The following is a 13489-nucleotide window of genomic DNA, read 5'->3' as shown; positions in this document are numbered from 1 at the left end:
CCGGTCTTCGTCTTGCGTGGAAGACGGCTAGAATACGTCTTTAAGGCAGGGGACGGCCATGACCTCCAAGCAAACCGCGCCGCTCGTCGGCATCGTGATGGGTTCCCGTTCCGACTGGGAGACCATGCAGCATGCGGCGCAGAAACTCGATGCGCTGGGCGTGCCCTACGAAGTGAAGGTGGTGTCCGCGCACCGCACCCCGGACGTGCTGTTCGCCTATGCCGAAGCGGCGTCCGCGCGCGGCCTGCGCGCGATCGTGGCCGGCGCCGGCGGCGCCGCGCATCTGCCGGGCATGCTCGCGGCCAAGACCGCCGTGCCGGTGCTCGGCGTGCCGGTGCAGTCCAAGGCGCTGAACGGAATGGACTCGCTGCTGTCGATCGTGCAGATGCCGGCGGGCATTCCGGTGGCCACCTTTGCGATCGGCAATGCCGGCGCGGCCAATGCCGCGCTGTTCGCCGCGGCGATGCTGGCCGCCGAGCACGCGGATATCGCCGCGGCGCTGGACGATTTCCGCCAGCGCCAGACCGACGAGGTGATGGCCAAGGACGATCCGCGCCAATGACCACCACTGTCGGAATCCTGGGCGGCGGCCAACTGGCGCGCATGCTCGCCGTGGCCGGCGCGCCGCTGGGCCTGCGCTTCGTGATGCTGGATACGGTGGCCGACGCCTGCGCCGGCCAGGTCGCGCCGCTGCAGGTCGGCGACTACCGCGACGAGACGGCGCTGGCCGCGTTCGCGGCCAAGGTCGACGTGGCCACCTTCGATTTCGAGAACGTGCCGGCGGCCAGCGCCGAATGGCTGGCGGGGCAGGTGCCGGTGTTCCCGAATCCGCGCGCGCTGGCGGTGGCGCAGGATCGGCTGGCCGAGAAGACCCTGTTCCGCGAGCTGGGCATCCCGGTGCCCGATTTCGCCGCGGTCGCCAGCCGCGCCGAACTGGACGCGGCGCTGGCGCAGGTCGGCACCCCGTGCATTCTCAAGACCCGGCGCCTGGGCTACGACGGCAAGGGTCAGTTCCGGATCAAGTCCGCGGCCGACGCCGATGCGGCGTGGGCCGCGCTGGGCGCGCAGGCGTCCAGCGTCGGCCTGATCGTGGAAGCCTTCGTGCCGTTCCAGCGCGAGATCAGCGTGGTCGCGGTGCGCGGCCGCGACGGCGAGTTCCGGACCTGGCCGCTGACCGAGAACTGGCATGTGCAGGGCGTGCTGTCGGCCAGCCTGGCCCCGGCGCAGGCCGACGCGGCGCTGGCGCAGGCCGCCATCGGCCACGCGCAGGCGCTGGCCGAGCGGCTGCAGTACGTGGGCGTGTTCGCGCTGGAACTGTTCTGCCGCGACGGCGAACTGCTCGCCAACGAGATGGCGCCGCGGGTGCACAACTCCGGGCACTGGACCATCGAAGGCGCGGAGACCTCGCAGTTCGAGAACCACCTGCGCGCGGTGCTGGGCCTGCCGCTGGGGTCCACGCGCATGCTCGGCCATGCCTGCATGCTCAACTGGATCGGGCAGATGCCCGACGCCGCGCCGGTGCTGGCGCAGCCCGGCGGCCATTGGCACGACTACGGCAAGGAGTCGCGCGACGGCCGCAAGGTCGGCCATGCCACGTTGCGCGAGGACACGCCGGCGGCCCTGGCGCAGGCGCTGCAGACGGTCGGCGCGCAATTGCAGCGTGGCGACCAGGTCGCGCCGGTGATCGAGAGACTGCGCGCGCAGGGCTGAGCGGGCCGAGGAGGTCGCGCCCAGGCCGCGCCTGGGCGTGGCCCAAAAGCGCACCAGCGCCACACGCGACTACGTGTCAGCCGTCATTGACCAATCCACACGGCCGCAGGCCGGTCATCCCCAATCCCGAATCCCCGCCTCAGCGCAGATTCGCCGCCACGAACTCCCAGTTCACCAGCTTCCAGAACGCCTCCAGGTAGCGCGCGCGGTCGCTGCGGTAGTCGATGCAGTAGGCGTGCTCCCACAGATCGCAGGCCAGCAGCGGGGTGTCTTCGCCGGTCAGCGGCGAGCCGGCGTTGGCCGTGGCGACCAGCGCCAGCGTGGCATCCGGGCGCTGCACCAGCCAGACCCAGCCGGAACCGAACACGGCCAACGCCATGCGTTCGAAATCGGCCTTGAACCGGGCGACGTCGCCGAAGCTCTTGGCAATGCGCTCGCCGAGCGCGCCGCCCGGTTCGCCGCCGCCGCGCGGGCGCAGCCCCTGCCAATAGAACTCGTGGTTCCAGACCTCGGCGGCGTGCTGGAACAGGCGGCCCTGGGTGCGGCGCACCAGATCCTGCAGCGGCAGGTCGGCGAATTCGCTGCCGGCGATCTGCGCGTTGAGCCGTTCCACCAGTGCGCGCTGGTGCTGGCCGTGGTGCAGGTCCAGGGTCTCGGCGGACAGGTGCGGTGCCAGCGCCGCGCGGTCGTAGGGCAGGGGAGCGAGTTCGATGGCCATGGATCCTCGGAGCGGTTTCGGGCGCGCATGTCGGTACCGGCATGCGCAGGGCTTACACTATGCGGCTACGCGAAAGTCTAGCCGACCGCCGAGGTCGTTCTTTCGCCCAAGCAGGAGAAAACCCCCATGCAGGTGATGGAGCGCATCCAGGCCGACGTCGAACGCCACCCCATCGTGTTGTTCATGAAGGGCACCCCGCAGTACCCGATGTGCGGCTTTTCCAGCCGCGCGCTGCAGGCGTTGCTGGCCGCTGGCGCCGACCGCCTGCACACCGTCAACGTGCTCGAAGAGCCCGAGATCCGCGCCAATCTGCCGCGCCATTCGAACTGGCCGACGTTCCCGCAGCTGTTCATCCATGGCGAACTGATCGGCGGCTGCGACATCACCCTGGAATTGTTCGAATCCGGCGAGCTGCAGCGCATCGTGGCCGAGGCCTACCAGCCGTGACCGAGCCGGCGATGGCGCACGCGGGCGCGCTGGCGCAGCGCGTGGTGCTGGTGTGCGGGGCCGCCGGCGGGCTGGGCAGCGCCGCGGCGCTGGCCTGTGCCCAGGCCGGCGCCACGGTGGTGCTGCTCGGGCACAAGCCGGCGCGCTTGAACCGGGTCTACGATGCGATCGCCGCGGTCGGCGCGCAGCCGCTGCTGTATCCGCTGGACCTGCTCGGCGCCACGCCGGAAGACTACGCGACGCTGGCCGAGCGGCTGCACGCCGAACTCGGTCGGCTGGACGGCCTGCTGCACTGCGCCGCCGATTTCGTCGGCCTGACCCCGCTCGAGCACGCCGATCCGGCGCAGTTCGCACGGGCCATCCACGTCAACCTGACCGCGCCCGGCTGGCTGACCCAGGCCTGCCTGCCGCTGTTGAAGCAGGCGCCGGACGCGGCGATCGTGTTCGCGCTCGACGACCCGGCGCGTGTCGGCCAGGCCTACTGGGGCGGCTACGGCGCGGCCCAGCACGGCCGCCGCGGTTTGCTGGCGACCCTGCACGGCGAGCTGGCCGCCTCGACGGTGCGCGTGGCCGGGCTGCAGCCGGGGCCGATGCGCACCGCGCTGCGCGCCCGCGCCTACACCCACCAGGAAGACTTCGACGCGGTCGATCCGGCGCGCTACGCGGACGCCTGCGTGGAGCTGCTGTCACCGGCCGGTGCCGCGCACCGCGGCGCAATCTGGAATCCCCGCGCATGACCATCCTGTCGGCGGCGCTGCTGCTGTTCCTGATCCTCGACCCGCTGGGCAACATCCCGGTGTTCCTCAGCGTGCTCAAGCCGCTGCCGCCCAAGCGCCAGCGCATCGTGCTGGCGCGCGAACTGCTGATCGCGCTGGGCGTGCTGATGGCGTTCCTGTGGGGCGGCAAGTACGCCCTGGAAGTGATGCACCTGCGCCAGGAATCGGTGGCGATCGCCGGCGGCATCGTGCTGTTCCTGATCGGCATCCGCATGATCTTCCCGCGCCCGGAAGGCCTGATGGGCGAGATTCCCGACGGCGAGCCGTTCATCGTGCCGCTGGCGATCCCGCTGGTGGCCGGACCGTCGGGCATGGCCGCGGTGATGCTGATGGGCAGCAACGAACCGTCGCGCCTGGGCGAATGGAGCCTGGCGCTGATCCTGGCCTGGATCGGCACCTCGGCACTGCTGTTCTCCGGCACGCTGCTGTACAAGCTGCTCGGCATGCGCGTGCTGACCGCGGTCGAGCGGCTGATGGGCATGCTGCTGGTGGCGATCTCGGTGCAGATGTTCCTGGACGGCCTCAGCGCCTATCTGAAGCTGCCGGTCGCCGGCTGAGCGGCGCCTCGCGCCGCCATCCGCGGCGTGTGCCCGCACCGCATTGCGCCTGCGCAGCGCCTGTCGCGACGCGCCGACGCTGCAACACAACGGCCCTTTGCGGCAATTCGATGACATTTCCGGCGCTTTTTTGTGCCGCCGCGTGTCGGCGCGTGGCGCCATCTTAAGTTTCCGTAAACGCCCGAGGCATACGCGGGCGAAATAGCCTGCCTACCGTAGCGCCCTCCGAAGCGGTGGGTGCTGTGCGTCATGTCCAGCCAGATCGTCCCGCCGCTCTCTGCCGCTCCCACGTTAGCCACAGAGGCGTTTGCCCGATGAAGTCCCGTTCCGTCCATCGTATTTCCGCTCTTTCCCTGGCGCTGGCCACTGCGCTCTCGGCCCATCCGGCGCTGGCCCAGGACGCCGGCGCCGAGAGCACGGAGCGCGTCACCGCCTCCAGCACCTCCAATACCACCGCGGCCTACGACACCAAGCGCGTGCAGCAACTGGACAAGGTCAACGTCAGCGCCGACAAGGGCGGCTATGTGCTCGGCGGCGGCAACATGACCGTGCAGACCGCCAGCAAGGCGATTTCCACGGTGACTCGCGAGGCGATCGCGCAGGCGTCCGGCGGCAGCAACTTCACCCAGATGATCGATGCGATCCCGGGCGTGGACGCCGCCACCAGCGACGTGACCGGCCTGAACAACGGCAACTACAGCCTGCGCGGCTTCGACTCCTCGGCGATCGGCGTCACCGTCAACGGCGCGCCGGTGACCGACAGCGGCAGCTACTCGGTCTATGCCACCGAATACGGCGATGCCGAAAACTACAACGACATCACCGTCACCCAGGGCACGCCGAACGTGGACCAGCCGGAAATGGGCGCCACCGGCGGCCAGATCGCCTGGTCGACGATCGACCCGAGCCACGCGTTCGGCGTGGACTTCACCCAGAGCTTCGGCAGCAACGACTATCGGCGCACGTTCGTGCGCGTGAATACCGGCGACACCGGGCCGCTGCGCTCGTGGGTGTCGTTCTCGACCAACAGCGCCGACAAGTGGAAGGGCAATGGCGACATGTCGGTCAACAAGATCGACGGCAAGAGCGTGTGGGACATCAGCCCGGGCAACTCGATCAGCGCCTCGTTCCAGTACAACCGGCAGTCCAACTACTCCTACAACACCGCCAGCAAGGCGCAGCTGGCGAGCGCCTACGACTACGACTACAACGACAGCTGGGGCGGCGGCACGACGTCGGCCGACCAGTCCTACTGGAAGTTGCGGCGCAACCCCTACAAGAGCCTGCTGGCCAGCCTGGACGGCGAGTTCACGCTCAGCGACAGCCTGCGTCTTTCGGTGGTGCCGTACGTGTGGTGGGGCGACGGCGGCGGTTCCAGCGCCGCATCGGTGTATCCGTCCACCGGCAGCGGCAACGTCTACGGCTACTCCAGCGCCGTCAGCGGCAGCCGCGACGTCGACTACACCTATTCCTATTCCAGCACGGTGCGTCCGGGCGTGGTCGCCAAGTTCTTCCAGGACATCGGCATGGACCACAATCTGGTCTATGGCCTGTGGTACGACCGTTCGCGCAAGAGCCAGAACAACAGCATCGTCAAGACCGACCAGGCCAGCGGCCAGGCGTGCGATGTCTGGGCCGACAGCGACGATTGTTTCCTGACCTATGCCGACGGTCAGGTGCAGCAGAGCTACCGCACCTACACCGTGACCGACGTGCAGAAGTACTTCGTCCAGGACAACTGGACCCCGGCCGACGACTGGGCGATCAACTACGGCGTGTCCTGGATCCATGCCACACGCAAGGGCCACAACTACCAGTGGCCGGATACGACAAAAGAGATCGGCGTGGACTTCGACAGCAGCTACAGCAAGCTGCTGCCGGCCTTCGGCATCAAGTACGCCCCGGACAGCCGCAACCAGTTCTACTACGGCGTGGCCAAGACCTTCCGCGTGCCGGCGACCAACTCGATTTCGGTGAACCTGTCGGCCGCGCAGGACATCCCGGAACCGGAATCGGCCTGGACCAACGACCTGGGCTGGCGTTACTACGGCGACCGCTTCTCGCTGTCGACCATGCTGTACCAGAGCAACTACAGCAACAAGCAGATGTCCAGCTACGACCAGACGACGGCGCTGACCACCTACATTTCGATCGGCAAGGTGCGCATGCGCGGCTTCAACGGCGAGGCCAGCTACAACATCACCGACACTCTGAAGCTCTACGGTTCCTACACCTACACCCAGGCCAAGATCCTGAGCGACAGCTTGGCGGTGGGCACGTCCAAAGGCATCTACGACTACGCGGTCGCCGGCAAGCAGTTAGCCAATACGCCGAAGAACCTGGCCAACCTGCGCCTGAGCTACACCATCGGCGATTTCTGGGTCGCGCTGAAGGGGCGTTACTCCGGCTCGCGCTACGGCGACTACATGAACACCGAACGGGTAGGGGGCTACACCACCTTCGGCGCCGACGCCGGCTATGCCTTCGCCGACTGGGGCTGGCTGAAGAAGCCGTCGATCAAGCTCAATCTGTACAACCTGACCGACAAGCAGGCCGCCACCTGGGCCAGTACCACGCAAGTGCTGGCGGCGTCCGGCGCCAGCGACTACCCGGATGTGGCGTCGACCGGCACGCCGTACTACTCGGTGCTGGAGCCGCGTGCGTTCGCGGTGACGTTCGGCGCCTCGTTCTGAGGCAAGGCCCTGCCCCAACCGGGGCGGGACAATGAACGGCCGGGGCTTGCCCCGGCCGTTTTGCGTTTGCGGCATTGCAAACGGTACCTCCGCCCTGGGAGGGCGCTGCGTCGTACTGGCTCCTCATCCGATTGGGGCGAGTGCAGGCGTGGACAGGCCGCTTCGGTTGGCCGGGCGGCGGCGGCGCTCGCCGCGCCGGGCTGAAGAGGCAGGGGGACCGCATGGGGGTAGGAAGCGGGCCCGATGCCCGCTGCTACTAGGCGGGTGACGCGCGCCTTGACGCCGCTTCCCGCTATGCCAATCCGCCAGGAGGCGCACGCCGGCCGGCTGGGCCTTCCTGGCCGAAAAGGCTTGCCAAAGCGTTCCACCTGGCGTCGTTCGGCTACGCCCGCACTAATGCGGACGTGCTGCGCCGTACCTCGGTCGAACCAGCCGCGTGCGGGATGCCAAACGCGTGTCCGCCATGCCACAAAAACTGCGATCCATGTCGTGTCATGTCCGCTTATGTCTGACTGTCACGTTTTGGCAACAAATCGGCCCTATGGTGTTAAACTCACGTTAACCCTTGCGGGGATCCAGCAAGGGGGCACGAACCTCATTCCGCTGCCGTGCGTCGACCAGGGACGGCTAGCTATGCGCATTTCGTCAACTTCCATCGAGGCTATTGCAATGACTCAACCCCGCCGTCTCCGGATGTCCAAGCTCACCCTTGGCCTCGTCGCCGCGCTCGCCGCCGCCCCCGTGTTTGCTCAGAGCACCTCCGCCGGCGTCGGCGGTTTGGTGACGCATGGCGGCCAGCCGGTGGTCGGCGCCGAAGTCACCATCACCCATGTCGAGTCGGGCACGTTGAGCCGCGCTACCACGGACGCCAGCGGTCGCTACAACGCGCGCGGCCTGCGCGTCGGTGGCCCGTACACCATCACCATCACCAAGCCGGGCGAAGGCACCAAGACCGAAGACGGCGTGTACCTGAGCGTCAACCAGACCGCCAGCGTCAACGCCGCGCTGACCGGCGACGTGGCCACGCTGGAGACGGTGAACGCGATCGCGGTGGCCGGCGGTTCCGATATGTTCAGCGCGACCAAGATGGGCGCGGGCACCAACGTCGGCCGCGAGCAGATCGAGTCGCTGCCGTCGGTCAACGGCAACATCCAGGACTTCATGCGCCTGGATCCGCGCGTCGCCTTCGTCGACCGCGCGTCCGGCACCATCAGCGCCGGTGGCCTGAATCCGCGCTACAACTCGATCAACATCGACGGCGTTTCGGCCAGCGACACCTTCGGCCTGGAAGGCAACAACATGACCACCCGGCGCCAGCCGGTGTCGATGGAAGCCATCGAAGCGATCGACGTCAACCTGTCCAACTACGACGTCAGCATCGCCAGCGCCGCCGGCGCCACCGTCAACGCGGTGACCAAGTCCGGTACCAACGAGTTCCATGGCTCGGTGTACGGCTACATGCGCGACGGCGACTGGTTCGGCGACAATCCGGACGGCAGCAAGTTCAACGGCTTCACCAAGGAGAAGACCTACGGCGCGACCTTCGGCGGCCCGATCGTCAAGGACAAGCTGTTCTTCTTCGCCAACTACGAGAAGTTCCAGCAGGACGCGCCTGGCCTCGACCTCGGCAGCACCGCGCTGGGCAAGGCCAACGCCAAGTACAGCCTGGCGGACGTGACGCGCGCCCAGCAGATCGCCCAGGCCTACGGCTTCGATGCCGGTTCGCTCGACAGCAACGGCAATACCGATCTCGAGGAATACGCGCTCAAGCTCGACTGGAACATCAACGACAACCACCGCGCCAGCTTCCGCTACAGCAAGCTCGACCAGAGCAAGCTGCGCATCAACGGCGCCAGCAGCACCAGCCAGGCGTCGCTGAGTTCGTACTGGTACCAGCACGAGAAGACCGTCGAGAGCTACGTCGGCCAGCTGTTCAGCGACTGGTCCGAGAACTTCTCCACCGAGTTCAAGGCGTCCTACCGCGATTACTCCGCGATCCGCGTGGTACCGACCGACGCCCCCAGCGTCGCGATCTACTTCGACGGCACCGTTGCCGCGCCGACCGGCGACGTGCTGTTCCTGGGTACCGAGACCAACTCGCAGGGCAACATCCTCACCACCAAGACGTGGAACTACTACGGCGCCGGCACGCTGACGCTCGACAACCACGACCTGAAGTTCGGCGTCGACTACACCACCAACGACGTCTACAACCTGTTCGGCCGCAACAGCTGGGGCGTCTACACGTTCCTGGGCTTGGACAACTTCGCCAACGGCCGCTGGAGTTCGTACCAGCTCAACAGCGAGCGCACCCCGGGTTCGATCGCGGCCGACTACAAGAACAGCAACATCGGCCTGTTCATCCAGGACACCTGGTACGTCAACAACAACCTGACCCTGACCCTGGGTCTGCGTGGCGACCGTCCGGACGTCAGCCCGAACCCGACGTACAACGCCGCGGCTGAAACCTACTTCGGCTACAACAACAGCAAGATCTTCAGCAGCGATTTCCTGATCCAGCCGCGCTTCGGCTTCAACTACACGTTCGACACTGACCGTCCGACCCAGATGCGCGGTGGCGTGGGCCTGTTCCAGGGCGATGCGCCGCAGGTGTGGATCGGCAACAGCTACTCCAACACCGGCTTCAACTACAACGCCTACAGCTACACCGCCTACAACCCGGCGTTGCCGTTCAGCCCGAACAAGGACACGCAGCCGATTCCGACCGCGCCGGGTTCCGCCACCCAGGGTGTCAGCTTCGTCGGCAACGATTTCAAGCTGCCGTCGCTGTACAAGGCCAACCTCGCGCTCGACCACGAAACCCCGTGGTACGGCATCGTGGCGTCGGCCGAGTTGCTGGTGACGAAGGTCAAGAACGGCCTGTACTACAAGAGCCTGAACATCGGTCGGGTGAACAACCCGGGCGAGGACCCGGCCCCGGCCTACTACGGCCCGGATGGCCGCGCGCTGTACTGGAACCCGTCGCAGACCGGCCGCCCGTGGGCGACCGGCAACAACCGCTACAACCGCAACGGCGCCTACAGCGACGTCTTCCTGATCGAGAACACCGACAAGGGCAAGACCCAGCAGTTCACCGTGTCGCTATCCAAGCCGTTCAGCGAAGGCGGCGACTGGTCGTGGAACCTGGGCTACACCTATACCCACGCCACGGAAGTCGGTTCGCTGACCAGCTCCACCGCCAGCTCCGGCTGGGGTTACCAGTACGCGTTCAACGCCAACTCGGAAACCGAGAACACCTCGCGCTACGAGATCAAGGACCGGATCTCCGGTTCGCTGAACTGGAAGCACAAGTTCTTCGGCGACTACGAAACCCGCGTGGGCCTGGTGTATGAAGGCCGCAGCGGCCGTCCGTATAGCTACGTGTACAACGGCGACGCCAATGGCGACAGCCGTTCGACCAACGACCTGTTCTACGTGCCGAGCGGCCCGGGCGACGTGCTGTTCGGCTCCCTCAGCAGCTCCGGCGCGTTCACTGCCAACCCGGCGCTGGAGAAGCAGTTCTTCGATTGGCTGGCGCAGAATCCGCAGCTGGCCAAGTACGCGGGCAGCTACGCGCCGGCGAACGGCTTCCGGTCTTCCTGGATCAACACCTTCGACGTGCACATCAGCCAGCAGCTGCCGGGCTTCTTCAAGGGCCACAAGTCCGAGGTGTGGCTGGACATCCAGAACGTGGGCAACCTGCTGAACAAGGATTGGGGGCAGATCTACGACTACGGCTTCTTCGCCGATGCGCGCGTGGCGAACCTGCAGGGCATCTACAACGGCAAGTACGTGTACAACACCCTGTACACCGATCAGCCCAGCGCCGCCAATGCCGACGCCGACGGTTTCAACACCGGCGTTTCGCAGTGGTCGCTGAACCTGGGCTTCCGCTACGAGTTCTGATCTATTCGTAACCGCAGCGCTACAGGAGAACGGCCGGGGCAACCCGGCCGTTTTCTTTTGCGGGGGCTGACGCTAAAGTCGCCGCTGACGACAACGATAAGAATTCCGATATGACGACGAGCAACACGGCGGCGCGGGCGCTGCCGGTAGTGGACGCGCGGATCTACCCGCGCGGCGGCCTGGATATCCTCTCGCGCGCGGAAGTAGTCCGCCTGCGCGATGCCTCCAGTGGCGGCCTGCACGAACTGCTGCGGCGCTGCGCGCTTGCGGTGCTGACCAGCGGCAGCGCGTCCGACGATCCGCGCGCCGCGCGCGACCTGTACCCCGACTTCGATATCCAGGTGGTCCAGCGCGACCGCGGCGTGCGCATCGACCTGTTCAATGCGCCGGCGATGGCGTTCGTGGACGGGGAGATCATCAACGGCGTGGCCGAACTGCTGTTCGCCGTGGTCCGCGACCTGGCCTACATGGCCATCGAGCTGGGGCCGGAATCGGCCGCCGACCTGGAGTCCAGCGAAGGCATCACCAGCGCGGTGTTCGGGCAATTGCGCAACGGGCGCATCCTGCAGCCGGCCGATCCCAACCTGGTGGTGTGCTGGGGCGGCCATTCGATCTCGCGCGACGAGTACCTGTACACCAAGCAGGTCGGCTACGAGTTGGGCCTGCGCGGGCTGGACATCTGCACCGGCTGTGGCCCGGGCGCGATGAAGGGGCCGATGAAGGGCGCCACCATCGCCCACGCCAAGCAGCGCAAGCACGACAACCGCTACATCGGCATCACCGAGCCGGGCATCATCGCCGCCGAGTCGCCGAACCCGATCGTCAACCACCTGATGATCATGCCGGACATCGAGAAGCGACTGGAGGCCTTCGTCCGCATCGGCCACGGCATCATCGTGTTCCCCGGCGGCGTGGGCACCGCCGAGGAGATCCTGTACCTGCTCGGCATCCTGCTGCGCGACGAGAACCGCGCGCTGCCGTTCCCGCTGATCCTGACCGGCCCGACCATCGCCGCCCCGTACTTCGAGCAGATCGACCGCTTCCTGCGCCTGACCCTGGGCGAAGCGGCCACCTCGCGCTACGAGATCGTGGTCGGCGACCCGATCGCGGTGGCGCGCAAGATGGCGGCCGGCATCCAGCAGGTGCGCACGTACCGCAAGGAGCAGAAGGACGCCTTCTACTTCAACTGGTCCTTGCACATCCCGCTGGAGTACCAGCGCCCGTTCGCGCCGACCCACGAGGCGATGGCCGCTCTCGATCTGCACCACGGGCGCCCGCCGCACGCGCTGGCGGCGGACCTGCGCCGCGCCTTCTCCGGCATCGTCGCCGGCAACGTCAAGGAAGACGGCATGCGCCGCATCGAGGAGTTCGGCCCGTTCGAGATCCACGGCGACGCGGACATGATGCAGGCCCTGGACGAACTGCTGCGCGCCTTCGTCGAACAGCGCCGGATGAAGATCTCTGGCGAGTATCGGCCTTGCTATCGGGTCATGGCCTGAGCGAGAACCGGCGGCCGCCGGAATGGCGGCCGCGAGAGCGGCATCACTGCGGGCGGGGCAGTTCCAGCAGGCTGACGAAGCTGTCCGTCCCGTGCCGGGTGCTCAGCTTGCCATTGCCGGTGCTTTCCACCCGCGCGCGGACCGAGTCCAGGCCGATCCTGTGGCCGCCGCTGGCCACGTTTCCATCGGTCGGCAGGGAGTTGACGATCTCGATCGTGATCCAGTGGCTGTCCTGTCCGACTCGAATGCGGACGTACCCGCCGATGGTGCTGGGCTCGATCCCGTGCCGGATCGCGTTCTCCACCAGTGGCTGGATCGAGAGCGTCGGCACCTCGATCTGCGGCAATGGATCGGGTAGCTGCCACTCGGTGGTCAAGCGCTCGCCGAGGCGCATCTTCTCGATGTCGAGATAGCGCCGTACCAGCGACAGCTCTTCTTCCAGGCTCAGCCGTTCCGGTCCGGCCAGCGCTGCCCGGAACAGATCGGCGAGATCCAGCAGCAAGCGCTCCGCCTGCGCCGGCTGGAAGCGTGCCAGTGCCGCTCCGGTGTTGAGCGTGTTGAACAGAAAATGCGGACGGATCCGTGCACGAAGCGCTTCGAGTTGTGCCTGCTTGGCTTGTACCGCCAGTTGCTGCACGCGCCAGTGGTTCTGGAACGCCAGTAGCGCCATCAATCCCAGGGTGAGGGCGATGGCGGCCACCTTGAGCAGGAACGTGTGCCAGCCGCCATGGAGCAGGGTCAGCTCTTTCAAGATAGCCCACGCAACGGCATGCACGGCCACGGCGACGATCACCAGCAGCGCCACGGCGAGGTAGGCGACCTGCTGCGGACGGCAGCGTTCGAGAGGAGCCCGCACCAGATAGAGTATTGCCAGCGTGGTGAACGCGGTCCATTGCAGCAGCAACGAGGCCAGGCCGAAATGCACCCATCCGGCGGTCGCCTGGCCGGGTGCCAAGGTCAGGATCGTGGCGACGGCTTCGCCCGCCAACAGCACCCAGATCAGGGTGGCGGGCTGCCACAGGATGTCGAGCGGCGTGTGCCGGGCAGTTGTGGGGCGCATGGGTGCGGGTGTCGGAAGATGGCGCATGATGCCTCGAATCCTCTGGCCCATGTCGCCCTGGATGCCGTTCAGCTACGATCTTCCACCGCCTATCGGACCTCGCTGGCATTGGCCTGGGCAGGG

10 protein-coding genes are annotated in these 13489 nt (G+C 67.0%); 8 read left to right on the top strand and 2 right to left on the bottom strand.

Annotation, left to right across the window (positions count from 1 at the left end; translation table 11 throughout):
* Positions 1–58: 58 nt before the first annotated feature.
* Positions 59–562 carry a 5-(carboxyamino)imidazole ribonucleotide mutase gene (gene purE / locus NUG20_RS13285; RefSeq protein ID WP_263394933.1) on the top strand — a complete coding sequence of 168 codons (504 nt, stop codon included), beginning with the start codon at positions 59–61 and terminating at the stop codon, positions 560–562.
* Complete coding sequence (locus NUG20_RS13280; RefSeq protein ID WP_263394932.1) at positions 559–1710, top strand: 5-(carboxyamino)imidazole ribonucleotide synthase; 1152 nt, start codon at positions 559–561, stop codon at positions 1708–1710. The genes purE and NUG20_RS13280 overlap by 4 nt, the downstream gene beginning before the upstream one ends.
* Before the next feature lie 139 nt (positions 1711–1849).
* On the opposite strand, the gene NUG20_RS13275 is transcribed toward NUG20_RS13280, so the two are convergent.
* Positions 1850–2428 carry a superoxide dismutase gene (locus NUG20_RS13275; RefSeq protein WP_263394931.1) on the bottom strand — a complete coding sequence of 193 codons (579 nt, stop codon included), beginning with the start codon at positions 2426–2428 and terminating at the stop codon, positions 1850–1852.
* Between the two features lie 126 nt (positions 2429–2554).
* On the opposite strand from NUG20_RS13275, the gene grxD reads away from it, so the two are divergent.
* The 6 genes from grxD (at position 2555) to ppnN (ending at position 12306) form a co-directional block, all read left to right on the top strand.
* Positions 2555–2875 carry a Grx4 family monothiol glutaredoxin gene (gene grxD / locus NUG20_RS13270; RefSeq protein WP_263394930.1) on the top strand — a complete coding sequence of 107 codons (321 nt, stop codon included), beginning with the start codon at positions 2555–2557 and terminating at the stop codon, positions 2873–2875.
* 11 nt (positions 2876–2886) lie between these two features.
* Complete coding sequence (locus NUG20_RS13265; RefSeq protein ID WP_263394929.1) at positions 2887–3612, top strand: SDR family NAD(P)-dependent oxidoreductase; 726 nt, start codon at positions 2887–2889, stop codon at positions 3610–3612.
* Positions 3609–4208: a YhgN family NAAT transporter gene (locus NUG20_RS13260; RefSeq protein ID WP_263394928.1), complete on the top strand. Its 600-nt coding sequence runs from the start codon at positions 3609–3611 to the stop codon at positions 4206–4208. The genes NUG20_RS13265 and NUG20_RS13260 overlap by 4 nt, the downstream gene beginning before the upstream one ends.
* Before the next feature lie 314 nt (positions 4209–4522).
* Positions 4523–6901 (top strand): TonB-dependent receptor, encoded by a 2379-nt coding sequence (locus NUG20_RS13255; protein ID WP_263394927.1) that lies wholly within the window; start codon positions 4523–4525, stop codon positions 6899–6901.
* A 693-nt stretch (positions 6902–7594) separates the two neighbouring features.
* The gene (locus tag NUG20_RS13250) at positions 7595–10807 is read left to right on the top strand and encodes a TonB-dependent receptor (protein ID WP_263394926.1); all 3213 of its coding nucleotides are present in this window, start codon (positions 7595–7597) and stop codon (positions 10805–10807) included.
* A 110-nt stretch (positions 10808–10917) separates the two neighbouring features.
* Entirely contained in the window at positions 10918–12306 is a 1389-nt protein-coding gene (gene ppnN, locus NUG20_RS13245; RefSeq protein WP_263394925.1) for a nucleotide 5'-monophosphate nucleosidase PpnN, read from the top strand.
* Positions 12307–12349: 43 nt separating this feature from the next.
* On the opposite strand, the gene NUG20_RS13240 is transcribed toward ppnN, so the two are convergent.
* Positions 12350–13393, bottom strand: coding sequence for a sensor histidine kinase (locus tag NUG20_RS13240; protein WP_263394924.1), 1044 nt, complete (start codon positions 13391–13393; stop codon positions 12350–12352).
* Between the last annotated feature and the right edge of the window lie 96 nt (positions 13394–13489).

Source organism: Xanthomonas sp. CFBP 8443 (genome assembly GCF_025666195.1).
Taxonomy (GTDB): Bacteria; Pseudomonadota; Gammaproteobacteria; order Xanthomonadales; family Xanthomonadaceae; genus Xanthomonas_A.
This window is presented reverse-complemented; position numbering and strand designations above follow the sequence as displayed.